Source organism: Neisseria arctica, from assembly GCF_022870905.1.
In the GTDB taxonomy this organism is placed as follows: domain Bacteria; phylum Pseudomonadota; class Gammaproteobacteria; order Burkholderiales; family Neisseriaceae; genus Neisseria; species Neisseria arctica.
Genome location: NZ_CP091510.1, coordinates 533,991 through 558,012, shown reverse-complemented (window position 1 = coordinate 558,012; position 24,022 = coordinate 533,991). Strand labels below are relative to the sequence as shown.

Annotated in this window: 20 protein-coding genes; 11 read left to right on the top strand and 9 right to left on the bottom strand. The window is 46.5% G+C overall.

Annotated elements, in window-relative coordinates:
• Window positions 1-27 precede the first annotated feature (27 nt).
• The 7 genes from LVJ86_RS02455 to LVJ86_RS02425 all read left to right on the top strand — a co-directional run bounded on the left by LVJ86_RS02455 (window position 28) and on the right by LVJ86_RS02425 (window position 7,818).
• Entirely contained in the window at window positions 28-1,428 is a 1,401-nt protein-coding gene (locus LVJ86_RS02455) for an efflux transporter outer membrane subunit (RefSeq protein WP_047760688.1), read from the top strand.
• Between the two features lie 356 nt (window positions 1,429-1,784).
• Window positions 1,785-2,957 carry an HlyD/EmrA/EmrK family protein gene (locus LVJ86_RS02450; RefSeq protein ID WP_047760778.1) on the top strand — a complete coding sequence of 391 codons (1,173 nt, stop codon included), beginning with the start codon at window positions 1,785-1,787 and terminating at the stop codon, window positions 2,955-2,957.
• A gap of 385 nt (window positions 2,958-3,342) precedes the next feature.
• On the top strand, window positions 3,343-4,869 hold the full coding sequence (locus tag LVJ86_RS02445; protein WP_047760690.1) for a DHA2 family efflux MFS transporter permease subunit: 1,527 nt from the start codon (window positions 3,343-3,345) through the stop codon (window positions 4,867-4,869).
• A 136-nt stretch (window positions 4,870-5,005) separates the two neighbouring features.
• Window positions 5,006-5,647 (top strand): orotate phosphoribosyltransferase, encoded by a 642-nt coding sequence (gene pyrE, locus LVJ86_RS02440; protein WP_047760691.1) that lies wholly within the window; start codon window positions 5,006-5,008, stop codon window positions 5,645-5,647.
• Between the two features lie 95 nt (window positions 5,648-5,742).
• Window positions 5,743-6,153 carry an MJ0042-type zinc finger domain-containing protein gene (locus LVJ86_RS02435; protein ID WP_047760692.1) on the top strand — a complete coding sequence of 137 codons (411 nt, stop codon included), beginning with the start codon at window positions 5,743-5,745 and terminating at the stop codon, window positions 6,151-6,153.
• A 7-nt stretch (window positions 6,154-6,160) separates the two neighbouring features.
• Window positions 6,161-7,474: an amino-acid N-acetyltransferase gene (argA, locus tag LVJ86_RS02430; protein ID WP_047760693.1), complete on the top strand. Its 1,314-nt coding sequence runs from the start codon at window positions 6,161-6,163 to the stop codon at window positions 7,472-7,474.
• A gap of 74 nt (window positions 7,475-7,548) precedes the next feature.
• Complete coding sequence (locus tag LVJ86_RS02425; RefSeq protein WP_047760694.1) at window positions 7,549-7,818, top strand: oxidative damage protection protein; 270 nt, start codon at window positions 7,549-7,551, stop codon at window positions 7,816-7,818.
• A 352-nt stretch (window positions 7,819-8,170) separates the two neighbouring features.
• On the opposite strand, the gene LVJ86_RS02420 is transcribed toward LVJ86_RS02425, so the two are convergent.
• On the bottom strand, window positions 8,171-9,697 hold the full coding sequence (locus tag LVJ86_RS02420) for a succinyl-CoA:acetate CoA-transferase ScpC (protein ID WP_047760695.1): 1,527 nt from the start codon (window positions 9,695-9,697) through the stop codon (window positions 8,171-8,173).
• A 526-nt stretch (window positions 9,698-10,223) separates the two neighbouring features.
• Between LVJ86_RS02420 and LVJ86_RS02415 the strand changes: the two genes are divergently transcribed.
• Window positions 10,224-10,919 carry a Bax inhibitor-1/YccA family protein gene (locus LVJ86_RS02415; RefSeq protein ID WP_047760696.1) on the top strand — a complete coding sequence of 232 codons (696 nt, stop codon included), beginning with the start codon at window positions 10,224-10,226 and terminating at the stop codon, window positions 10,917-10,919.
• Between the two features lie 161 nt (window positions 10,920-11,080).
• Complete coding sequence (gene coaD, locus LVJ86_RS02410; RefSeq protein ID WP_047760697.1) at window positions 11,081-11,599, top strand: pantetheine-phosphate adenylyltransferase; 519 nt, start codon at window positions 11,081-11,083, stop codon at window positions 11,597-11,599.
• 288 nt (window positions 11,600-11,887) lie between these two features.
• Here coaD and LVJ86_RS02405 read toward each other — a convergent pair whose 3' ends face one another.
• From LVJ86_RS02405 to LVJ86_RS02380, 6 genes are all read right to left on the bottom strand, one after another.
• Window positions 11,888-12,805, bottom strand: coding sequence for a MetQ/NlpA family ABC transporter substrate-binding protein (locus LVJ86_RS02405; protein WP_047760698.1), 918 nt, complete (start codon window positions 12,803-12,805; stop codon window positions 11,888-11,890).
• Window positions 12,806-12,926: 121 nt separating this feature from the next.
• Window positions 12,927-13,613, bottom strand: a complete 687-nt coding sequence (locus LVJ86_RS02400; protein ID WP_047760699.1) for a methionine ABC transporter permease — start codon at window positions 13,611-13,613, stop codon at window positions 12,927-12,929.
• Window position 13,614: 1 nt separating this feature from the next.
• Entirely contained in the window at window positions 13,615-14,352 is a 738-nt protein-coding gene (locus LVJ86_RS02395) for a methionine ABC transporter ATP-binding protein (RefSeq protein ID WP_047760700.1), read from the bottom strand.
• 231 nt (window positions 14,353-14,583) lie between these two features.
• On the bottom strand, window positions 14,584-15,486 hold the full coding sequence (locus LVJ86_RS02390) for a metal ABC transporter solute-binding protein, Zn/Mn family (protein WP_047760701.1): 903 nt from the start codon (window positions 15,484-15,486) through the stop codon (window positions 14,584-14,586).
• 252 nt (window positions 15,487-15,738) lie between these two features.
• On the bottom strand, window positions 15,739-16,614 hold the full coding sequence (locus LVJ86_RS02385; RefSeq protein WP_047760702.1) for a metal ABC transporter permease: 876 nt from the start codon (window positions 16,612-16,614) through the stop codon (window positions 15,739-15,741).
• A gap of 61 nt (window positions 16,615-16,675) precedes the next feature.
• Window positions 16,676-17,401, bottom strand: coding sequence for a metal ABC transporter ATP-binding protein (locus tag LVJ86_RS02380; RefSeq protein WP_047760703.1), 726 nt, complete (start codon window positions 17,399-17,401; stop codon window positions 16,676-16,678).
• Window positions 17,402-17,677: 276 nt separating this feature from the next.
• On the opposite strand from LVJ86_RS02380, the gene LVJ86_RS02375 reads away from it, so the two are divergent.
• Complete coding sequence (locus LVJ86_RS02375) at window positions 17,678-17,974, top strand: DUF2288 domain-containing protein (protein WP_047760705.1); 297 nt, start codon at window positions 17,678-17,680, stop codon at window positions 17,972-17,974.
• Window positions 17,975-18,166: 192 nt separating this feature from the next.
• Here LVJ86_RS02375 and LVJ86_RS02370 read toward each other — a convergent pair whose 3' ends face one another.
• On the bottom strand, window positions 18,167-19,486 hold the full coding sequence (locus tag LVJ86_RS02370; RefSeq protein ID WP_047760706.1) for a DUF445 domain-containing protein: 1,320 nt from the start codon (window positions 19,484-19,486) through the stop codon (window positions 18,167-18,169).
• Window positions 19,487-20,388: 902 nt separating this feature from the next.
• On the opposite strand from LVJ86_RS02370, the gene LVJ86_RS02365 reads away from it, so the two are divergent.
• Complete coding sequence (locus LVJ86_RS02365) at window positions 20,389-21,531, top strand: endonuclease/exonuclease/phosphatase family protein (RefSeq protein WP_047760707.1); 1,143 nt, start codon at window positions 20,389-20,391, stop codon at window positions 21,529-21,531.
• 198 nt (window positions 21,532-21,729) lie between these two features.
• Here LVJ86_RS02365 and LVJ86_RS02360 read toward each other — a convergent pair whose 3' ends face one another.
• Window positions 21,730-24,009 (bottom strand): NADP-dependent malic enzyme, encoded by a 2,280-nt coding sequence (locus tag LVJ86_RS02360; protein ID WP_047760708.1) that lies wholly within the window; start codon window positions 24,007-24,009, stop codon window positions 21,730-21,732.
• Window positions 24,010-24,022 lie beyond the last annotated feature (13 nt).

Here is a 24,022-nt window from a genome sequence, read left to right as displayed (position 1 = left end):
CAGACAGAAGTATTGCTGGAAAACTGTATGAACCGTTTATTTATCCTAAGATGCGCAACGCTGGTAAGCGCAATATCACTATTGGCAGCATGCGCACCCCTTGGAAAACAATCGCCGTTGGAATCTCCAACGGCGTATTCGTTGCCGAAAGGCCGTTCCACACCAAGTGCCCCATACTGGTGGCGGCAGCTAAATGATCCTCAGCTCAATCGATTGGTTAACCGCGCATTAGCAACCTCACCGGACTTGCGCGCCGCCCAAGCCCGCTTTAATCAGGCGCAAGCCCAACTGGGGATCACCGAAGCCGCCGATAAAACTCAAATCGGTTTAACCGCCCAAGGGGCAGGAATCTACGTTTCACCCAAGCCCTCCTCACCATACGGCGATACCGGAAATACTTTAAAATTTGCCAACTTGGCCGTACAAAGCAGCTGGGTATTCGACTTTTGGGGCAAAAACCGTGCCCGCATACGTTCCGTTTTAGGACAAAAACAAGCAGTTGCATATGAAGCGGAACAAGCCCGCCTAACAGTTGCACAAGCGGTTGCCGCCCAATATTTCAGCTTACAAAGCCTTTCTGCACAAGAAAAAATCTTACAAGAACGAATCGCTCTCGCATCAGAAACCGAAACGCTATTACGCCAACGCATCCAAGCACAACTATTGCCTGGTAGTGCCTTATATCCTGCCGAGCAGGCTCAGCTGCTTTTGCAAAGTCAGCTTCTTGAATTGCAACGCCAAAGCGCCCGTCTCCGTCACAGTCTTGCAACACTCTGCGGGCAGGCTCCCAATGCACTCGATAACTTCCAACCCACGGCGATTTCAAATGCTCCTTCATTGCGCATCAACAATATCCGGGCAGATTTACTGAGCCGCAGGCCCGATATTGCCGCTCAAAAAGCTTTACTGCTTTCTCGCTCCGAAGACATCACAGCAGTGAAAGCGGAATTCTACCCGAATATCGAACTTAAGCTTTTGGCCGGCTTATCGCATATTGACGCTTTCAATATTGTAAACGGCAAAAATTCCGCCATGCTGGGGCTTCTGCCTGCCGTTAATTTACCGATTTTCACTTCAGGAGCCTTACAATCACGGTTAGCTATGAGCCGCGCAGAATATAACCGTCAAATTGCCCTATACGACCAAACCGTATTGAATGCCATGCGCTCAGCGGCAGATGCGGTCAGTGATTACCAAATACTGCAAGAACAAGCTAATTTGCAAAAGCGTGCGGAGCAAACCGCAAACAAATCAGCCACGGCCAGCCAACGTAGAGTCCGTGCCGGATTGGATAGCAAGCTCACTTATCTGCAAAAACAAGACGCAGCACTACAACAACAGCAACAAAGTGTAAAAATCCAAGCTGATTTGCTAACCTCATGGAGCAATTTACATGCACAGCTTGGCGGAGGATTTAAGGCGGAATAAAATAAACTTCTGCCAATTATTTTCAGACGGCATCCATACATCAGAAAAGTATGTATGCCGTCTGAAAGCATTTTTGAATAAACCGTATTCAAATTTCCGTATTAAAATGAATACAATTGCCTTAACCAAACGAAATAGTATAAGGCAGCGGAGCGCAAATAGTCGTACAATTCAAAGTAATCATATCGGGGCAACCAAGTACGAAACGGGCAACAACATCGCAAAATCGATTCCAAACTGATACCTGCCGGCCGCACAAAACCAATCGTCCCGACACTGTTGTGAATAAAGAATACAACCAAACAAAGCCGAATATCACTATGAATAACAATCATACTTCTTCCCCAAGCACCGAAATGGCAACAGAACAACCGGGATCTATTACCGTTAGAAAAACCGGCATATCCGGCCACCGTAAACGTAATCTGACTCTGCTAACTCTCTTTTTTATCATCATCGGTCTTGGATTCCTACTGATATACCTGCTGGTTTGGCAACACCAAGAAGAAACTGAAGACGCCTATGTTGCCGGCCATTTGGTACAGATCACCCCCCAAGTAGCTGGAACTGTACGCAAAGTGGCTGTCGAAGATACTGATATCGTAAAAAAAGGCGATGTCTTGGTGATACTGGATGATAGTGACTTCCAACTGGCATACGACAGGGCGCAAAGCGAACTGATTCAGGCTATCCGCCAATACCAACAACAAAATGCAGGCAATGCCGAAGCGCAAGCACGGGTTTTAGCCGCTAAAGCCGATTTGGCAAAAGCACAGGCAGACCTACGCCGGCGCGAATCTTTGGCCGGCACGGATGCTATTTCAGGAGAAGAACTGAGCCATGCCCGTGCCGCTGTGGTGCAGGCACAAACCGCTTTAAAAGCAGTTCAGGCTCAAGAATCATCAGTTCAAGCCGCATTAGGTAAAAATATTCCCCTACGCCAGCAGCCAGCAGTACAAACTGCCGTCAGCCACATTAAAGATGCTTGGTTAAACCTTCAGCGTACCCAAATCCGCGCTCCCACCTCAGGCCAAATCGCTAAACGCAATATCCAAATCGGCCAAAAAACAACACCCGGCGCACCGATGATGGCTGTTGTTCCTTTACAAGATCTTTGGGTGGACGCCAACTTTAAAGAAGTACAATTAAGCAAAATGCGCATAGGCCAACCTGTAGTCATGACTTCTGACCTTTATGGCAATAAAGTCAAATACCGAGGCAAAATTATGGGGCTATCGGCCGGAACGGGTAGCGCTTTTTCCATGCTGCCGCCGCAAAATGCTACTGGCAACTGGATTAAAGTTGTGCAACGCGTACCGGTACGTATCAGCTTGGATCCGCAAGAATTGCAAAAAAATCCTCTTCGGGTCGGTTTGTCTATGTCGGTTACAGTCGACACCAAGAATGAAAACGGCCAAAACATGGCGGCTGCCGCAGCCAAAAATATAATAGCCCCCGAAGCAGACCCGGTAGACTGGGCTGCCGCAGATGCACTGATTGACCAAATCTTTGAAAAATACGCAAAATAAATACCTTAGGCGGCCGGATAAGAATTTATCAGGCTGCCGTTATATTAAGTCTAAAATGTATTTCCCAATAAAAAAGACGGCCTTATTTGCCGAATTACTTAATCGCTTGGCTGATGTACAAGGCCGTCTGAATGATTTATCTCCGGTAACATTCCGCAAAGCATCCATTCCGATTTGCCAAACAATTTTCAAACACAAACTTCTTCTGGTGCAACTTATGCTTTTAAACGGCCTTTTTGTAAGAAACCCACTTCGCTACCCAAACCAATAAAATTTACAGGCCGTTCTATTAAAAATAAAAACAAAAAGTGTTGTAATGAAAATTATCTGACTGCTGTTTCAAGCCCTTATCCGGCAGGCCGTCTGAAATCCAAAGGAAAATATTATGAATCACCCGCCACTCAAAGGCCTTCCATTGGTGTTGGTTACCTTAGCATTGAGTATGGCTGTTTTTATGGAAGTGCTGGACACCACCATCGCCAACGTTGCCGTTCCCGTTATCGCAGGCGATTTAGGAGCGGCTACGACACAAGGAACCTGGGTGATTACCTCTTTTGCCGTAGCCAATGCCGTTTCAGTTCCACTCACCGGCTTTATGGCCCGTCGTTTCGGTGAAGTACGCGTATTTGTTTTTTCTACCATTGGCTTTGTTGTTATGTCATGGCTGTGCGGTATTGCCCACAGTTTGGGCTTATTGGTGTTATTCCGTGTATTACAGGGTTTTATCGCGGGGCCGCTCATACCTCTTTCTCAAAGCTTGCTGATGGCATCTTATCCTCCCGAAAAACGGACATTGGCACTGGCTTTATGGGCGATGACTGTCGTTGTCGCTCCGGTAATGGGGCCTATCTTAGGCGGGTGGATTTCCGATAATTGGCATTGGGGCTGGATTTTCTTTATCAACGTACCTATCGGCCTGGTTGCCGCATTAGTTGCTTGGAAACATCTGCGCCACAGAGAAACCGAAATACAACGGACACCTGTCGACTATACAGGATTGGTTTTAATGGTTATCGGCGTCGGTGCATTACAAATGATGCTTGATCGCGGCAAAGAATTAGACTGGTTTGCATCAGGAGAAATTATTTTATTGGCTGTCATTGCCACTGTCTGCTTAGGCTACTTTATCGTATGGGAGCTGGGCGAAAAATATCCGATTGTTGACTTATCACTCTTCAAAGACCGTAATTTTACCGTGGGCGTCATCACTATTTCCCTAGGTTTTATGCTCTATATGGGAACGCTCACCCTGCTACCGCTAGTATTACAGGGGCACCTCGGATATACCGCCACCTGGGCGGGGCTGGCGGCTGCACCCGTCGGCATTCTGCCGGTCATTTTATCCCCTATTATCGGACGCTTCGGCGGAAAGCTCGACATGCGCTGGTTGGTAAGTGCCAGCTTTCTGGTTTTTGCCGGCACCTTCTATTGGCGCACCACCTTCTATTCCGGTATGGATTTCGGCAACGTAGTTTGGCCGCAATTCTGGCAAGGTTTGGGCGTAGCTATGTTTTTCATGCCGCTTACCACCATTACACTTTCCAATATGAAAGGCTCCCAAATCGCCGCCGCAAGCAGCTTATCAAATTTCCTAAGGGTATTTATGGGCGGTGTCGGCGTATCTGTGGTAACCACGATGTGGGAAAAACGCGAAGCCCTGCATCATACCCAATTGGCAGAAAATATTACACCCTATTCCGATGCCACACGCGAGGCATTAAACGGTATGGTACAACTGGGCATGAATGATACACAAGCATACGGGACGATAGCCCGCACCATTTCCCAACAGGGCTTTTTAATCGGCTCAAACGAAATATTTTGGGCAGGAAGCATTTTGTTTATTCTCATGATTACCGTAGTATGGTTTGCCAAACCGCCCTTTGGCAGCGGAGGCGGCGGCGGACACTGAAAATTCCCAACCCTCAAAAATAATAATTAAGAAGTACCCAAGGCCGTCTGAAAGCTACAACCCCATACGCATATTCTTTATTTGCTATAATCGACCATATTTGCCCTACCCTTTGTTATTTTGAAGAAAGACCGTTATGTCTGATTTCCGCCAAGATTTCTTAAAATTCTCTCTCAGCCAAGATGTTTTGCGTTTCGGTTCATTCACCACCAAAGCCGGCCGTCAGTCTCCTTACTTCTTCAATGCCGGTCTATTTAACGATGGCGCCGGAACCTTGGCACTAGCCAAATTTTATGCCGAAGCCATTATTGCCAGTAAAGTTCAATTTGATATGCTGTTCGGCCCTGCCTATAAAGGCATTATCTTGGCGGCCGCTACAGCCATGATGCTGGCCGAAAAAGGGATAAACGTACCTTTTGCCTACAACCGGAAAGAAGCGAAAGACCATGGCGAAGGCGGCGTATTGGTTGGCGCACCGCTACAAGGTAAGGTATTGATTATCGATGATGTCATATCTGCCGGAACTTCCGTACGCGAATCAGTAAAATTGATTCAAGGTGAAAACGCCGAACCGGCAGGCGTTGTGATTGCACTTGACCGCATGGAAAAAGGCACCGGCGAACTTTCGGCGGTACAAGAAGTCGAGCAACAATACTGTCTGCCGGTTATCTCCATTGCAAATCTCAACGATTTATTCACCCTCTTACACAATAATGAAGAGTTTGGAAGTTACTTAGAACCTGTTCGGCAATACCGCGAACGGTACGGCGTAGAGTAATACCTAACCGCCTTTTTCTCAGGCGGTAGTTGATATACACAAACTCAGAAACCCCTTAAAATAATATATCCTTGATTCAAAAGGCCGAGCCGATTATGCCAGTCAGCGTGTGTCCGCACTGTAAAACCCAGCTATGGGTTAAAGACAACCAACTTAATGTTGCCCAAGGCTATGTCGTGTGCAGCAAATGCGAAGGTTTGTTCCAAGCCAAACACCATACCCGCGAGATGCCTAAAAATGTCAAACCAGGCCAATTACCTAATGCCATCACCGACGTAAAGCTGGTTCATAGCCTAGGCCCTCAAGTCCGCAAGCAAAAAACCATGAGCAAGCACGAAATTGCCGACTTGCTCGATAATATGCTGACTACTACGACCAAACGAGAACCCACCAATCAAGCCGCCTCACAAAAAGATGCCAAAGAAGGCTTCAACTGGACCATGGCTTCAATGGTGGCCCTTACCGTATTGATCATGCAACTTTTCTACCTTTTCTTACTGCGCTAAGCCGAAAATGAGTCATTCCGAATTTTTCGTTCCCGACTTTCGTGAAGCCGCCCCCTATATTAACTATCTACGGGGCAAAACTCTCGTTATCGGCATCTCCAGCACACTGTTAGAGGGAGCTACCCTACGTTCGATCGCATCCGACCTAAACCTGCTGGCTAGCTTAGGTGTGAAACTTGTAGTCGTACACGGCTCGAGAAGCCAAATCAATAGTCTACTCGAAGCAGACAGCATTACTCCGGAATATTACAACAACCGCCGCATTACCGATGAAACCACTCTTATTCGTGCCAAACAAGCCAGCGGTATGCTGCGTTACGAAATAGAAGCCGCATTAGCTGTAGGTATCGCACCTTCTCCTTATCGCAATAAACCTCTACGCACAGCTGGCGGCAATATGGTTTCTGCTCGCCCGTTGGGTGTAATCGACGGTATAGATATGGGCTATACCGGCCGTATCCGTAAAATTGATACTGAAGCCATCCGCCAATATTTGGATAACGGCACATTGGTATTAATCAGCCCGCTCGGCTATTCTCTGAGCGGAAAAACTTTCAATCTCAGCATGGGTGATATTGCCGAGGCAGTTGCCATCGCCTTAGCCGCCGAAAAATTGATTTACCTGACCGAGCAGGAAGGTATTCTCGATAAACAAGGCCTGTTACTCGACAACCTCTCTGCCCGCGAAGCACAAGAATATTTAAACTCAGACCGTATCCATGACCAACAACGCCGCCTTATCGGCCATGCGATCAATGCTGTCGAAAATGGTGTAAGCCGCACACAAATACTTAGCGGCCTCCAAGACGGCAGCCTGATTCGCGAACTATTCACACGGCATGGCGCAGGTACATCTATTGCCCGAAACCCGTTTATCAACATTCGTCAGGCTACCAGCAGCGACATTGCAGCCATCATTACCTTAATACGCCCCTTGGAAGAGTCCGGTGTTCTATTGCGCCGCAGCCGTGAATATCTTGAAAACCACATTAGCGAATTTTCCGTATTAGAACACGACGGTCATATCTACGGCTGTGTCATCTTGAAAACCTTTGATGAAGCGGGTGTGGGAGAATTGGCTTGTTTAGTCGTTTCACCCGAAGCACAAGATAGCGGGTACGGTGAACTCTTACTTGAGCATTTGATCAACCAAGCGAAAGCACGCGGTATCCATACTCTTTTTGCCCTATCCACCCATACTGGCGAATGGTTCATCGAGCGCGGCTTCCAAACGGCTTCGGTAGACCAACTGCCCACCGAGCGTCGCCGCGAATATGATGATAGCGGACGCAAATCCAAAGTATTTGTTTATCGGATCTAAATCCCACAATATACAGGTTGTCTGCATTCGGCTAAAATAAAAGCCGTCTGAATCATTCTCAAAGGAACGACACCATGACCCGTATGGTTCACTGCGTGAAATTGGGCAAAGAAGCCCCCGGTATGAAATTCGCACCTCTTCCCAATGAGTTGGGGAAGCGTATTTTTGAAAATGTATCACAAGAAGCATGGGAGGCATGGACACGTCATCAGACCATGTTGATTAATGAAAACCGTTTGAGCTTGGCAGACCCCCGTGCCCGTCAATATCTTGCACAGCAAATGGAAAATTATTTCTTCGGCGATGGAGCCGACCATGTGCAAGGCTATACACCCCAAGAGTAACTTCTTTGATTAGCCAATAAAAATCAAACCAAGCCATCACCATATGGCTTGGTTTTACTTATCTCCGCCGAAAATAACTAGCGTAACCAAACATTTTTAAATACTGGCCTAGAATTTATTCGACCACAGAAATTCTATGCTTCATATATACAAAAAACTGAATAATCTAGTATGTTGGCATCAGTCAACTTTCAGACGGCCCTTCTTATCGATTATTTATTTGGCAATAACTTAATCAAAATACCCAGATCATAAGTAACAATTAAGAAACTATACCTGAAAATCTTAATATCATCTCTATGAAGCAAAAACCTCTGCCTAAGCAGAGGTTTTAATCAAGCAATTCTGATACTTATTTGATGCGCATATCACCAGTTTCTACAAAACGCTGATGCCATGACAACGCCTCGTTCAGAACATGAGGAGTATGCAGACCACCTGCTTTTTCAGCGCGCTCATAGTATTCTTTCAACATCGGACGATAATCCGGATGCGCACAATTTTCAATAATCAGTTTGGCACGTTGACGCGGAGACTTACCACGCAAATCAGCCAAACCTTGCTCTGTTACCAATACCATCACATCGTGTTCGGTATGGTCGTGATGCGACACCATCGGTACGATGCAAGAAATCGCACCGTCTTTTGCGACAGAAGGAGTCACAAAGAAAGACAAGAAGGCATTGCGTGCAAAGTCGCCCGAACCACCAATACCGTTCATCATATTGGTTCCCATGATGTGGGTAGAATTTACGTTACCGTAAATATCACACTCGATCATTGCATTCATCGCAATCACACCTAAACGGCGCGACACTTCGGGATGGTTGGTAACTTCCTGCGGGCGCAGAATAATTTTTGATCTCAACGTTTCAATATTGGCATTAAAACGGTCTAGCGCATCCGGGCTGAATGACAATGCGGTTGCCGAAGCAGACAGCATTTTGCCGGAAAGAATCAAATCCAACATACCGTCTTGCAATACTTCGGTATAGCCGGTCAGGTTCTCAAACGGGCCATCTTGCAGACCTGCCAATACGGCATTGGCTACGTTACCCACACCGGATTGCAACGGCAGAAGGTTTTTCGGCATACGGCCCATTTTCACTTCATGAGAGAAGAAATCGATAATTTGGGCGGCAATGCGTTTTGAATTATCATCCGGATCGGCAAATTTACTGTTACGGTCAGGCAAATCGGTTAATACCACCGCAACAATTTTATCCGGATCACATTCCAAATAAGGGGAACCGATACGGTCATTCGGCGCTGTGATCGGAATCGGTTTACGGTTCGGCGGCACACCGATATCAGGATGAATATCGTGCATACCTTCAAGCAAAATATTTTGGCGGCTGTTAACCTCAACGATTACTTTTTTGGCAGATTTCAACCATTGGTTATTAGTACCGATACCCAACGAAGGGATTAAACGGCCATCAGGCAAAATACCGGTTACTTCAATCAACGCAACGTCCATTTCTCCAAAAAAGCCGTAGCGCACTTGCTGCTCCAAGTGAGACAGATGCACGTCAATATAGTTGGTAGCGCCTGCGTTAATTTGTTTGCGCAAAGTGGGATCAGATTGGAACGGCGTGCGGAATTTGATACCTTGCGCACGCGCCAATACACCGTCGCACTCATCTGCGGTAGAAGCACCGGTCAACATGCCGATACCGAATTCCTCACCACGTGCATGCGCCTCTTCCATGCGCTTTGCCAACGCTGTTGGCACGGCTTTAGGATAGCCTGCACCAGTAAAGCCGCTGATACCTACATTCATACCGTTTTGAATGAATTCGGCTGCCTGCTCCGCGCTCATAATTTTTTCACGCAAACCTGCGTGCTGTACGCGCTCGTAATTATTTGCAGCAGTCATAATCTTTTCTCCTAAGTGACGGTCTGTTTACCTTGATAAATGAATTGAATTTCATATTGTCTGCCATCAGCAGCACAAGCCGTTTCTACACGGCATTCTCGGATTATAGCTTGGGATTGCCAACAAATCAGCCTTATTTTGCACATATCGCCCAATTAAATACAAGCTCTAAAAATACTCTTAATTTCTTCAATCATTTAAGATTGAAAGAAATGTAGTATCCCGTTACCAGAAAGATGGTTCAATACGAAATTACTCCACCCATTATCCTACATAAGTAAATTACTTTCTTCCAACTTCTTGTATTTTCAGTAAACTCCCCTAATTTTTTGAAGTAAGCGAAATGTACCGCCACATGATATTTTTCCGGCTCATGTCCAATACCAACATAAATAAACTATTCTGATAAAATTTTTAGGAACTCACATTTATTTGAGAGAATTTTTCAACATTTTTCATGATTTGCTGTTAAAATCATTTTTCTTCAACAACGTACTTACTATCTAAATAAAAGGAAGCAAACGCCATGCAACGCGACGTTTACGATTACACACAACCAGCCGCCCCCGGCGCAGTACAAAAAAATACCGTACTGCAAAAAACCTATGGCCTACTAGGTCTATCATTTATCCCCTGTGCCCTCGGCGCATTTTTAAGCAACCAAATGGGCTTTAGCCTGTTCAGTTTATTTGGCAACCGTTGGGTAGCTTTAGGCGTATTCTTCGCCTTTTTCTACGGCATGTGTTTTTTGATTGAAAAAAACCGCTATAGCAATACCGGCGCTGCTTTGCTTATGGTATTTACTTTCGGCATGGGCGTATTGATTAGTCCTCTTCTTCAATACACATTGAGCTTTAGCAATGGCGCACAAATAGTCGGTATTGCGGCAGTCATGACAGCAGCGGTTTTCTTTACCATGTCTGCCTTAGCAAGACGCACCAACGCCGATATGCAGTCTTTGGGTCGTTTCTTAACGGTTGGAGCGGTAGTATTGATGGTTGGCGTAATTGCGAATATCTTCCTGCAAATTCCCGCTTTAAGCCTCACGATTTCTGCCGGCTTTGTGATTTTCAGCTCACTACTGATTATGTATCAAATCCGCACTGTAATTGACGGTGGCGAAACCAGCCATATCAGTGCCGCTTTAACCATCTTCATTTCAATTTACAATATCTTTAGCAGCCTGCTGCATATCTTGACCTCCCTCACCGGTGAAGATTAAGCAGCATCCTAAAATAGCCTATACGACGATACGATATATGAGCTGTTTTTAAAAGTTATTAAATAAAAATGCCGTCTGAAAAACCTTCAGGCGGCATTTTCTTTGACATCATCAGTTTGGGCGTTTATGCTGCAATCTGCATTAAATAACATCGTATCAATATGAACCAAACTATCCGTCGCGCGGTTTATGCCGGCAGCTTCGACCCTCCTACCAACGGCCATTTATGGATGATACGCGAAGCACAAGCTTTATTTGACGAATTGATCGTTGCCATCGGCGTTAATCCTGACAAACGCAGCACATACAGCGTACAAGAACGCATTGAAATGCTGGAGGCCACTACCAAAGAGTTTCCAAACGTACGTATTACTTCGTTTGGTAATCGTTTTTTAGTAAATTATGCACGCAGCATCGACGCCCAATTTATTGTGCGCGGCATACGAACAGCTTCAGATTATGAATATGAACGCTCAATGCGCTATATCAATAGTGATTTGCAGCCCCAAATCTCCACCGTATTGCTGATGCCGCCACGGGAATTTGCCGAAGTATCATCTACAATGGTTAAAGGCATGGTTGGTCCGGAGGGCTGGCGTGATGTGGTACGCCGATATATTCCAGGCCCCGTATATGAAAAAATTCTGCGCGACCACGAAACTGCTGCCAAATTGTCCTGATACGAAATTCCAACAACACATTCCGCGCAATATGCTCTTCTATTTATTCTGATTGATATATGCCACCTGAAACGTTCAGACGGCATATATCACCATGATGCAGTTTCAGATATATTTTCTACTGGTAAAACCTGTAAATCACCGAGCCATTTCCTCAAGTTGACATAACGATTCTGCATCGAATCAATAACCTTTTTATCGACATCTAAATCTTTATTCAAATATAGACGATAAACAAAAACGCCTCTCCTAACAGGACAGGCGTTTTTATCAACCGGAAAATATAGCTTATTTGGCAGCGGATGCCGCAGAGGCGGCTTCAGCAGAAGCTCCGGCAACGGCTTGTTCACCCCAAACCGCAGGATATTTGTAACCTTGGAAACGCTTGTGCGCATAAGCTTTGAATTCATCAGTATTATAAGCTTCGGTTACATCTTTCACCCATTGGCTGTCTTTATCAGCAGTTTTCACAGCAGACCAGTTTACATAAGCAAAGCTAGGTTCTTGGAACAGAGTTTCGGTCAATTTCATACCGCTGCTCATAGCATAGTTGCCGGTTACGATTGCAAAGTCAACGTCTGCACGACTACGCGGCAACTGAGCTGCCTCCAGTTCAACAATCTTAATATTTTTCAGATTTTGGGCGATATCGTTTTTAGAAGCAGTTAGCGGGTTTACGCCCTCTTTCAAAGTAATCCAACCCAATTCATCCAACATAACCAAAGCGCGGGCGAAGTTGGAAGGATCGTTCGGTGCAGATACACTACTACCATCTTTCACTTCATCCAATGATTTCAGCTTACCTGGATACAATCCCAAGGGAGCAGTCGGTACTTGGAATACTTCTGTAATGTCTAAGTTATGCTCTTTTTTGAAATTATCCAAATAAGGTTTATGTTGAAACACATTGATATCTAACTCACCTTCGGCCAAAGCCAAGTTCGGGCGAACATAATCGGTAAACTCAACCAGCTTCACTTTATAGCCTTTTTTCTCCAACGCAGGCTGGATTTGGTCTTTCACCATATCGCCGAAATCACCTACTGTTGTACCGAAAACAATTTCTTTTTTATCAACAGCAGTATCAGCAACACCTGAGGCCACCGAAGCAGCGGCAGGTGCAGTTTCTTTTTGACCACCACAAGCCGCCAGTGCCAATGCCAAGACGCCGGCAGAGAAAGTTTTCAATAAAATGTTGGTTTGCATAATATATCTCCTTGAAATGAATGCAATGTTTTGTTTGATTAAATATAAATTATTTTCAAGGCCGTCTGAAAACGGAATATTCCGGCGGCCTGCTATCTCATGCTGAATCTGATACCTAAAATTATCTCTTATCCAACTTACGGGCGATAAACATGCCCAAACTTTGGATGCATACTACCAATAACACCAAAATAGCAACAATAAAAATAATAACTTCGGTCTGGTAACGGTAATAGCCGTAACGAATGGCCAAATCACCCAAACCGCCGCCGCCGATCATACCTGCCGCCGCACTATATGACAGCAGGCCGATGGCCAATACGGTAATGCTAGACACCATACCCGCACGGGCTTCGTTCAACAATACCTTACGAATAATCGTCATCGGCGTCGCCCCCATGCTGCTGGCAGCCTCAATTACACCACGCGGTACTTCGCGCAGGTTTTGCTCAACCAACCGGGCAAAATAAAACAAACCGGATACGCTTAACACCAGCGAGGCCGCTACAGGGCCAATGGTACTGCCGACAATAGCGCGTGTGGCCGGAATCATGGCAATCATAAGAATTACAAACGGAAATGCCCTCATCAGATTGACCAGATTATCCAACACCAGATTAATCGGACGGCTGTAATGCAACTGACGGTTTGCGGTGACAAATAACCACACGCCGAGCAAAGTACCGAAAATAGCGGCAAATGTTGTGGAAAGACCGACCATAATGAAGGTTTCCCACAAGGCTTGGATAATTTCGCCGCGCATCCCGCTGATTGTGGCGACAGCTTGTGCAAAAGTGATATCGGCCATTTCAATCCTCCTGAATCAGTTCGCGGCCAATTTCAGATTGGGCATGAATCCGATTGTCGCGTACATCCACCACTTCCAGCAACTTTCCTTGATGCAACAAAGCCGCACGGTCGCACAGGCGACGGATAACGCTCATCTCATGGGTAACGATGACAATCGTCACATTGAAGCGACGGTTAATGTCTTGCAAACATTCCAATACGCTGCGGGTAGTAGCGGGATCCAATGCCGAAGTAGGTTCGTCCGCCAAAATCACATTAGGGCTGGGAGCCAATGCGCGGGCAATGCCCACACGCTGCTTTTGCCCGCCCGACAGTTGGGAAGGGTAATGACCGGCACGATCGTCCAAACCAACGATTTCCAAACATTCGGCTACGCGCTGCTTGATTTTGTCACTAGGCCAACCTGCAATTTCCAGAGGAAAAGCCACATTGTCGGCCACGGTTCGGTTACTTAACAAGTTGAACTGCTGGAACACCATACCGATATTTTGGCGCGCACGACGCAAATCGGCCGCATTGAGCGCCGTAAGTTCCTGTCCGTCCACCACCACTTTTCCGGTATCGGGACGCTCAAGCAGGTTAATCAGACGCAACAGCGTCGATTTGCCGGCTCCCGAATACCCCATCAAGCCGAATACTTCACCCTGCTCGATAGACAAGGTAGTCGGCTCTACAGCAGTAAACCATGATTTGTCGCGATGTTGGTAACGTTTGGAAACGTTGTCCAGAATAATCATAATCCATCCAAAAACAACAAAGCCCGTTGTGTAACACAGCGGGCCAAAAATTATATACAGCATTACGGCATCTCAACCGCACGCTTTAGCTGTTTTCGCGCCCGCAAGCTGTGTCAAATCGGCGCATAAAATTAATCTTCGAAAGATACTGCAAATTTTAATCAAAGTCAAGTTTTGCAATATAAAATGCCGTCTGAAAGTTTTCAGACGGCATGAAATTACGGATGAGATTTATTTCATGGCAGCAGCCAATGCCTGTACATTGGAACGATACATTTTGACGTAAGTATCGGCATTACTGTTTTTGCCGAGCGCATCCGAATAAAGCCTGCCGCTCGGTTTCACACCGGTTTCTTTTGCAATACGCTCAACCATGCGGCCATCTTTGATATTTTCGGCAAATACAGCCTGAATACCCTCGCGCTTAATTTGCCGGATAATCGCTGCAACTTGTTTGGCCGAAGGTTCTGCTTCGCTGCTCACCCCTTGCGGTGCAACAAATTGTATGTTGTAACGCTTGCCCATATAGGCAAAGGAATCATGTCCGGTCAACACCTTACGCTTAGATACAGGAATAGCAGCAAAGGTTTTGGCAGTATCGACATGTAGTTTTTTCAATTCGTTTTGATATGCGGCAAAACGGCGGCGGTATTCCGCCCTGCCCTCGGGATCGGCCTTTATCAAGGCCGCAGTTACATTCGCCGCATAACGCTGCATCAGCATAGGATCATTCCACACATGAGGATCAAACTCACCGTGGTCGTGGTCATGATCATGGCCGTCTCCGTGATGATGCCCTTCTTCCATAGCAGCCAACGGCTTGATACCTTGGGTAGCTTCAGCATACGCCACTTTGCTTTGCTTCACCGCCCGTTGCAATTCGGCTTTTTCCAAACCCAAACCATTAAGCAACACTAAATTTGCACTGCGTATTTTCTGGATATCACCACTGGTCAGATGGTAGGCATGGGCATCTTGATCCGCGCCGACTATATTCTGTACTGCCACCCGCTCACCACCGATTTGCTTGGCAACGTCGCCTAAAATACTAAAGCTGGCCACTACTTTCAGTGGCTCGGCCTGCACACCGAACGAAACCAAAGCCGCCAATATGCCCAATTTCCAATGCTTCATAAAATCCTCCAATGATATAACATAACAAATTGCAGTAAAAAAACAGTATAACAGTTGGCCTGTTAGCCTTTATTACACAACTCTTTCAAGCCAATCCCATATTCGGTTAACAGCTAATTACCCGTAATCGACAATACAATTATCAGTTACACCATGCTGCCAACCTAATGTCTCCAACCATAGAGGCCGTCTGAAAGTTTTTCACTCACACTTATAATTTTCATTGAAACGGAATGCAGACGGCACTATTCATCAGACTTTGTGATGGCGTAAACGACGCAACCACTTCGGTAACAAACCGCTTTCCCAACCGAACACGACCGACAATAAATAAGCCACACCACACCATAAGATAATCGCCGGCCCCGAAGGTATTTCAATGTAATACGAAAACAGCAACCCACCAAACCCGCACAGCAAAGCAAATCCTACCGTCAACAACAGCAGCACGCCCATACTTCTTGCCCATAAACGGGCGGTAATCGCAGGCAACATCATTAATCCGACAGACATTAACGTCCCCAATGCCTGAAAGCCCGCTACCAAATTCATAACCACCAAAATCAAAAACAGGATATGCCAAAAGCCACCTTTACCACCCACAGCCTTTAAAAACAGCGGATCAATACTCTCAAGCAGCAGAGGCCGGTAAATCACTGCCAATGTAACGATTGTCAGGCTGGCTACAACGGCGACCAATTGCAAAGCGGGCAAGTCTACCGCCAATACCGAGCCAAACAGCAAATGCAGTAAATCCACACTGCTGCCGCTTTTACTCACCAGCACAACGCCGACTGCCAAGCTGCTAAGATAAAATGCGGCAAAGTTAGCATCTTCCTTCAAATTAGTGAAACGGCTAACCAAGCCTGCCAACAAAGCCATCAGCATACCGGCTGCAAATCCGCCTAAGCTCATTGCCGGAAGGCTGAGACCGGCAAACATATAACCTATGGCCGCACCCGGTAAAACGGCATGGCTCAGGGCATCACCTACCAAGCTCATGCGCCTCATCACCAAAAACACCCCTACCGGCGCAGCACTCAAAGCTAAAAATACCACCGAAGCCAGCGCATAGCGCATGAAGTCGAATTCTACAAAAGGGGAAACAATCAATTCATAAATATTCATTTTATACCGTACCGCTTTTTTCAGACGGCCTTAAGCCTTGATCAAAAGCCGTCTGAAAATATCAGGCCGCACACCAATCACCGCTACCGTGGCGCATCATGACATCATTGGCCTTTGCCAGAGCCTCATCCATCAACACTTGTTCGGTAGCTCCCGCCGCAATTTTTTCCCGTGCCACCAATACTGTTTTCGGGAAATATGCACGCACCTGTTCATAATCGTGCAATACCGCAATCACCGCGCATCCTTCGCGGTTACATTGGCGCAAAACTTCCAATAGGGCATAAGTCGTTTTCGCATCCACTGCATTAAACGGCTCGTCCAACAACAAAAAACGGGCGTTCTGAACTAACATTCGGGCAAACAATACCCGCTGAAACTGGCCGTTTGACAAATGCCCGATTTGACGGTCAGCGGCATCGGCCATTTCCACCCGTTCCAAAGCTTGCATTACCCGCTTACGTTGTACGGCATTTACTTGTTTAAAAAAGCCGATTTCATACCAAAGCCCCATAGCCGCCAATTCAAAAACTGTCATCGGCTGGCTACGGTCGATTTCGCTTTGTTGAGGCAGATAGGCGATCCCACTGCGCTGCAAATCCTTATATTCTACTTTTCCGGTATCGGCTTTTACCAACCCCATCACGGCTTTGAGCAAAGTAGACTTACCTGCGCCGTTCGGCCCAAATACCGCCCACATCTGACCATCATCGAAAGTCATATCAAAATGATGGATAGCCGGGCGGTGCTGGTAACTTACAGTCAGATTTTCAACAACGATACTCATAACCCAACCGCCCAGAAGTAAACACCCCACAGCAAAAGCAATGCTGCCGCAGCCAAAATCAGTCGCCGGCTGAGGCCGGCCAGTAAAATAGATTTCATAAGTATGAAGAGTTCAGACGGCCTGCCGAAAAAGCAGGCCGTCTGAAAACAGATAATATTAGAATAACAGCAAAATGATACTGTATAACATTATAATTGTAAAATATACCGTCGCATAACAAACCAGGCCGTCTGAATTTCGGTACAATACATTTTTTTCAATCTGCACGGAGCCGTTATGTCCGAACCCTTGCTCAGCGACAAACTCAATCTCGAAACCGCCCGCATTTCATGGCTTGAACTACAACCGCACTTTGCACGCGGCGTAGCGGTTTATGTGGCCGAAGATTTGGATTTAATCGGCATTGCCAAGATGATGGCTGACGATAACAGCACTGAGTTGGCAAAGCTGATGCAGCAAGGCCGGTTCGGCGTGGTGACGGAAAATCAGGCACGGCAGTTTCTCGATGACAACCAGGATATGTGGGCAGTCGTAGTGGCACCCTGGGTATTGGTGCAGCCTTGCCGAGATTAAAACCCAATGGCTCTCACATAAAAACCGCCCTCTCCCCGGGCGGTATTTTTATAACAGCCTCTAATACGGCAATGATACGACAGCATATCGCGGCACCTGCACCATTATTTGAAACGATCTATTAATTATAGACAAGGCCGTCTGAAAAAGAGTAAACCTTTCAAAAATATAATTCTTTCAGTTTATTCAAACTCAAAATAGCCATTGCGATACAGTATAAATCACCAATCCCACCAAACCGCCGACGAGCGTGCCGTTGATACGGATAAACTGCAAATCTTTGCCGACGCTTAATTCCAATTTTTCGACCATCTGACGGCTGTCCCAACTTTTCACCTTTTCCGCCACAAACACTGCTGCCCGATCTTTATACTTCATCACAAAATCGCGTACCATCAACGACAAACGCACATCTACCCGCCGCATAAACTGCGGATATTCATGTGCTTGAGACAACATATGGTCAAGCAATTTGTTCAACTGCGCCAAGCACAACGAATCTGTTTTCACCACATCGGCAGCCGTCCAATTCTGCAAGCTCACCCAAGCGCGCGCCAATGTATCTTGTACCGCCGGTGAATGTGCCAACTGCATCTTACCCTGTTCCAAACGCTTATGCCATAACCGAGAGTGCCTCAGAGCGTCGGTAATACGGTCGAACTGTTCTTCATAACCCAAACGCAAGCGGTGCTGCGGATTATCCAGAGCCGCTGCTAAATAGTCATCTGCCCAATCCAAAGCTTTAGCTGCTACCCAGCCGTCTACACGTTCTACCAGTGTACCCTTTAACGATGCCTTGATTTTGTCCCACGCACTGGGCGCATCACTTTCTACCCTTGCCGCCCACTCCCGCAGGTTTTGCTCAAGAATGACCCGTGTTTCGGCATCTTGTAACCAACGTCGCAACTGTTTGATAGAAGCCAGCAGCAGCATTTCATGCAAGCCCTGAGCTTTTAATACGGCCATACCATTGGCCAGCGTTTTACCAATTTTATCGCCGCTGTATTGTTCCGCCAGCATAAGGCTGCCGAATCGCGCCACTTGGTCGGGCTTGGCCACCTTTAATAAAACCGGCAGCTGTACAGCCAACCAAGGCAACCAACGCCGGCGCATATCTTCTCCGGCCAGCCAACGTAATAATTTTTCACTCGGCGCAGCTTGATAAACACGCAATGCAATAGGCCGCCCCTGCAAAAAATTGTTTTCGATAAAACGCCCTAATTCATCCGCAATACGGTGTTGGTTACGCGGCAAAATTGCCGTATGCGGAATCGGTAGGCCTAAAGGTCGGCGGAACAATGCCGTTACTGCAAACCAATCAGCCAAAGCCCCAACCATAGCCGCTTCGGCAAAAGCTTTAACATAACCGAGAACGGGATATTCGCGCACATAAGACGCCGACACCGCAAACAAAATACAGGCCGCTATCAGTAAGCCGGTCGCCAACCGCCGACCACGGCGCAACCGCTCACGTGCCGCAGCACTACGTGCTTGTGCAGAAAGAGTATGCATAAGTTTTCCAAATAAAACAGGCCGTCCGAATTATAACGCGCCGCCCCTACCATACACCATTGATTATTTTTTAAGCAAATCTATTTTTATCAATTCATTCAAAATATAACCCCACTTATCCACACATCGTACACACAACCGCAAACAGCAGATGAGGATAAGCAACTTTGCCCACTATGTATCAAACCTCCCCCCACACGCCAATATTGCCTATTTTTTAAGCAAATCTATTTTTTCCAAGCAATTCAAATCATAAAGCAGCTTATCCACACACCATGCACATGACAGCAAACAAACTATGCGGATAAATATCGAATAAATTGAGCTACCCGACATTAACAATCAAACAACCATACAAGCCCAAAAAAATCCGATTAGCTAAAAAATATCTTGTCTAACCTTTCAGACGGCCTAATATATGGCAACCATATAACTGCACACTTTTTAAGCAATTATATTTTTCTAAAATATTTCAAGCGACAACAATACTTATCCACATAATGCGCACATATACGCAAACATTTATCAAGGATAAATCCGCAGTATTTTTCAGGCAGCCTTAACCTGACTTATGTTTCAGGCATATTAAGCATCATCAGACAGAGAGCACTATGTACAAATATGGAAGAATTAACTGCTTGGCAAATATTTGTATATATTGCGACCCCACCAATCAGCACATTGCCCATTTTTCAATCAATCATAAATTTTCTAAGCGATTCAACTAAAAAGCCTACTTATCCACAAAGCGTACACAAGGGAACAAACAGCTTATCGGAATAAGTTTGCCGTCGAAGTCTTAATCGGCTATATTGGAAAAGGCTGTTGAAAACGATATGCCATCTGAAAATCCAAGCCATACCCGACAACAACCGCCTGCTTTTGTTTGATCATTCTTTACTATGACTGAACTAACCGCTACCGATTGGTTACTACTCGCCCTTCTGATGCTGCCGGTAATTACCACTTTATTACCGCTATGTAAGCACCCCCATTGGGTATTTCGTATTTTTGACTTTCCCCGCCTGCAAATTGCAGCCGTCAGCCTTTTATGCGTAATACTCAACTGGCTGCTACGCCCTACCGATTATTGGTTATTCAATGTTTTTGAAGTTATCAATCTGGCTTGTTTTCTCTACCAACTTAAAGCAATCGCCGCCTATACCCGTCTCACCCGACCTGAAGTATTACAATACCTCGGACCCGATAACGAACATACTATTTCCCTGCTCACCAGCAATGTGCTCACCCCAAACCGGCGTACCGATTTGCTATTGGCGCAAATACGCCGACACCAGCCCGATGTTGTTCTAACACTGGAAACCGATATATGGTGGGAAAAGCAATTGTCCCCTCTCGAAACCGATATGGGCTACACCTATACGGTTAAAATCCCACTCGACAATCTTTACGGTATGCACTTATACAGCCGTCTGCCGCTACGCGATGTAGAAATCCGCCATTGGGTGGCAGAAAATATCCCTTCGATTGCCGCCGGTTTGCAACTGCGCTCCGGCCAATGGATTCGTATTTACTGTTTACATCCGATGCCGCCAAGCCCTACCGAAGCAGACACCGCTACCGACCGCGATGCCGAGCTACTGTTAGTCGGCAGGGAAATCGGTCGCAATAACCATTCCGTATTAGTATTCGGCGACCTGAATGATGTCGCATGGTCCCGCACTTCGCAATTATTCCAACAAATCAGCGGACTTCTCGACCCCCGCAAAGGCCGCGGGCTATACAATACCTTTCATGCCGGCTACCCACTGCTGCGCTGGCCTCTCGACCATATTTTCCACAGCAACGATTTCATGATGAGTGAAATTAAAGTTTTGCCTTCGATCGGTTCCGACCATTTCCCCGTATACGGTAAATTCCAATTCTCACCGGCCGCCGAAATGCTTCAAGAAGAAAGCCTGCCTGATGAGGACGATAAGCAGGAAGCCGCCGAAAAAATCGCCGAGGCCGAACCCTTAAAAGAGGTAGTCGGCGAGAAATACACACATAACCAACCGAAAGAACAATCGAAAAACAAATTTTAAGCCGACTAAACAAAATTGTTTGGAATAAAAGATAGGCTCTGTTATTCCAACCGATACATCGACTCCAGGCGGCTCCCGGCTGGAAATACAGCATTTCTTCATCAAGCCTAACACTACAACAAATATTTCAAATCGGCACCTAATAAAATAAAGGCCGTCTGAAAATTTCAGACGGCCTTACTGGTTCTAAGAAACTAATTACAAACGTTGGGCATCCACTGCCGCCAACGCAATCATGTTCACAATGCGGCGTACGGTTGAAATCGGCGTTACGATATGAGCCGGCTTATTCAAACCCATCAAAATCGGGCCGACAGTGATACCGTTGGAAGAGTGTACACGCAAGAGGTTGTAACTGATATTGGCGGCCTCCACCCCCGGCATTACCAATAAGTTAGCCGAACCACTAAGCGTGGTTTCGGGGAAGATTTTTTTGCGCATCACTTCGTCCATCGCCACATCGGCCTGCATCTCACCATCCACTTCCAATTCGGGATCGGCAGCACGGATAAGCTCCAAAGCTTTCTGCATCTTCAGTGTATCTTTATCCACATGCGAACCGTAGTTGGAATTAGATACCAATGCCACCTTCGGTTTAATACCGAAACGCTTCATTTCTTGGGCGCACATAATCGTACCCTTGGCAAGCTGTTCGGCGGTCGGCTCATGGTTTACATAAGTATCTGCGATAAAATAGTTGCCTTTATTAGAAATCAACGCATTCATGGCAAAGGCGTCTTTTTCGGGATTGTTATACCCGATCACCTCTTCCATGATAGTGAAATGGTCGCGGAAGCGGCCCATCGTACCGCACACCAGGCCGTCTGCATGACCCAAACGCACCATTAGCGCTCCGATCAACGTACTGTTGGCACGAACGCGGCGGCGGGCCATTTCTTCGGTTACACCCTTACGCTGGCGCAGTTTGTAATATTCTCTCCAGCTTTCCTCAAAATAAGGATTTTGGTGCGGATCGATAACGGTAAAATCCTTACCTGCTTGGATTGTTAAGCCTTGAGACTGCAAACGCTCCTCAATCGCTTCCAAGTTACCTACCAAAATCGGGAAAGCCAGTTTTTGCGTTGCCACTTGTTGGGCGGCATGCAAAATACGCTCGTCTTCACCTTCGGTTAATACAATGCGCTTGATTTCTTTCTTAGCCTGATTGAATACCGGACGCATAAACAGGCTGGTTTTATAAACGCTTTGTGTCAATTTTTCAACATAAGCATCCATATCGGTAATCGGGCGCGTTGCCACTCCCGAATCCATGGCAGCTTGTGCAACGGCCGGTGCGATTTTGGCAATCAGACGCGGGTCGAAAGGTTTGGGAATCAGATATTCCGGGCCAAAAGTAAGCTCTTCGCCGCCGTATGCGCCCGCCACTACATCACTGGCTTCGGCCAAAGCAAGATCCGCAATCGCGCGCACGCAAGCCAATTTCATTTCTTCGTTGATCGTCGTCGCACCCACATCCAGCGCACCGCGGAAAATAAAGGGGAAGCACAATACATTGTTAACTTGATTTGGGAAATCAGAGCGCCCCGTACCGATTACCACATCAGGGCGGGCAGCTTTGGCTTCTGGCGGCCAAATTTCCGGCTGGGGATTGGCCAAGGCAAATACGATTGGCTGGTCATTCATAGTTTTGAGCATTTCGGTGCTCAAAACATTGGGGCCCGACAAACCTAAGAAAATATCTTTACCCGGAACCGCATCTCCCAATACGCGCTGACCGTTGTCGGCAATGGCGTATTGTTTTTTAGATTCGTCCATGCGGTCTTTGTCTTCACGGGTTTGGTAGATCACACCTTTCGAATCGCATACGGTGATATTTTCACGCTTCATACCCAAAGCAACCAACAGGTTCAAACAGGCAATCGCCGCTGCGCCCGCACCCGAGCAAACCAATGTTGCCTCTTCGATTTTTTTGTTAACAACGCGCAAGCCGTTCAATACGGCGGCTGCGGTAATGATGGCAGTACCGTGTTGGTCATCGTGAAATACGGGAATATTACAGCGCTCGCGCAGCTTTTTCTCAATGTAAAAACATTCGGGCGCTTTGATATCTTCAAGATTGATACCACCGAAAGTAGGTTCAAGCGAGGCGATGATATCAACTAATTTATCAGGATCGGTTTCATTGACTTCGATATCGAATACGTCGATACCGGCGAATTTTTTAAACAGTACGCCTTTACCCTCCATAACCGGCTTACCTGCCAGCGCACCGATATTACCTAAACCCAATACGGCGGTACCGTTGGAAATTACGGCAACCAAATTACCACGCGCGGTATATTTGTACGAAGCCAGAGGGTCGTTGTAAATTTCCATACAAGGTGCGGCAACACCAGGCGAATAGGCCAAAGAAAGGTCATACTGAGTACCCAGCGGCTTTGTCGGCGCAACTTGGATTTTACCGGGGGTTGGAAATTCGTGAAAATGAAGGGCTGCTTCTTTGATTAAATCGTCCATGCTTTTCGTGTCC

Excerpts from the sequence above, each read along its gene's own strand:
- LVJ86_RS02450 (WP_047760778.1), top strand. The coding sequence starts at position 1,785 with ATGGCAACAGAACAACCGGGATCTATTACCGTTAGAAAAACCGGCATA.
- pyrE (WP_047760691.1), top strand. The coding sequence starts at position 5,006 with ATGTCTGATTTCCGCCAAGATTTCTTAAAATTCTCTCTCAGCCAAGAT.
- LVJ86_RS02415 (WP_047760696.1), top strand. The coding sequence starts at position 10,224 with ATGCAACGCGACGTTTACGATTACACACAACCAGCCGCCCCCGGCGCA.
- LVJ86_RS02405 (WP_047760698.1), bottom strand. The coding sequence starts at position 12,805 with ATGCAAACCAACATTTTATTGAAAACTTTCTCTGCCGGCGTCTTGGCA.
- LVJ86_RS02380 (WP_047760703.1), bottom strand. The coding sequence starts at position 17,401 with ATGAGTATCGTTGTTGAAAATCTGACTGTAAGTTACCAGCACCGCCCG.
- LVJ86_RS02395 (WP_047760700.1), bottom strand. The coding sequence starts at position 14,352 with ATGATTATTCTGGACAACGTTTCCAAACGTTACCAACATCGCGACAAA.
- argA (WP_047760693.1), top strand. The coding sequence starts at position 6,161 with ATGAGTCATTCCGAATTTTTCGTTCCCGACTTTCGTGAAGCCGCCCCC.
- LVJ86_RS02435 (WP_047760692.1), top strand. The coding sequence starts at position 5,743 with ATGCCAGTCAGCGTGTGTCCGCACTGTAAAACCCAGCTATGGGTTAAA.
- LVJ86_RS02425 (WP_047760694.1), top strand. The coding sequence starts at position 7,549 with ATGACCCGTATGGTTCACTGCGTGAAATTGGGCAAAGAAGCCCCCGGT.
- LVJ86_RS02455 (WP_047760688.1), top strand. The coding sequence starts at position 28 with ATGAACCGTTTATTTATCCTAAGATGCGCAACGCTGGTAAGCGCAATA.
- LVJ86_RS02365 (WP_047760707.1), top strand. The coding sequence starts at position 20,389 with ATGACTGAACTAACCGCTACCGATTGGTTACTACTCGCCCTTCTGATG.
- LVJ86_RS02385 (WP_047760702.1), bottom strand. The coding sequence starts at position 16,614 with ATGAATATTTATGAATTGATTGTTTCCCCTTTTGTAGAATTCGACTTC.
- LVJ86_RS02400 (WP_047760699.1), bottom strand. The coding sequence starts at position 13,613 with ATGGCCGATATCACTTTTGCACAAGCTGTCGCCACAATCAGCGGGATG.
- LVJ86_RS02375 (WP_047760705.1), top strand. The coding sequence starts at position 17,678 with ATGTCCGAACCCTTGCTCAGCGACAAACTCAATCTCGAAACCGCCCGC.
- LVJ86_RS02360 (WP_047760708.1), bottom strand. The coding sequence starts at position 24,009 with ATGGACGATTTAATCAAAGAAGCAGCCCTTCATTTTCACGAATTTCCA.
- LVJ86_RS02390 (WP_047760701.1), bottom strand. The coding sequence starts at position 15,486 with ATGAAGCATTGGAAATTGGGCATATTGGCGGCTTTGGTTTCGTTCGGT.
- LVJ86_RS02370 (WP_047760706.1), bottom strand. The coding sequence starts at position 19,486 with ATGCATACTCTTTCTGCACAAGCACGTAGTGCTGCGGCACGTGAGCGG.
- LVJ86_RS02445 (WP_047760690.1), top strand. The coding sequence starts at position 3,343 with ATGAATCACCCGCCACTCAAAGGCCTTCCATTGGTGTTGGTTACCTTA.
- coaD (WP_047760697.1), top strand. The coding sequence starts at position 11,081 with ATGAACCAAACTATCCGTCGCGCGGTTTATGCCGGCAGCTTCGACCCT.
- LVJ86_RS02420 (WP_047760695.1), bottom strand. The coding sequence starts at position 9,697 with ATGACTGCTGCAAATAATTACGAGCGCGTACAGCACGCAGGTTTGCGT.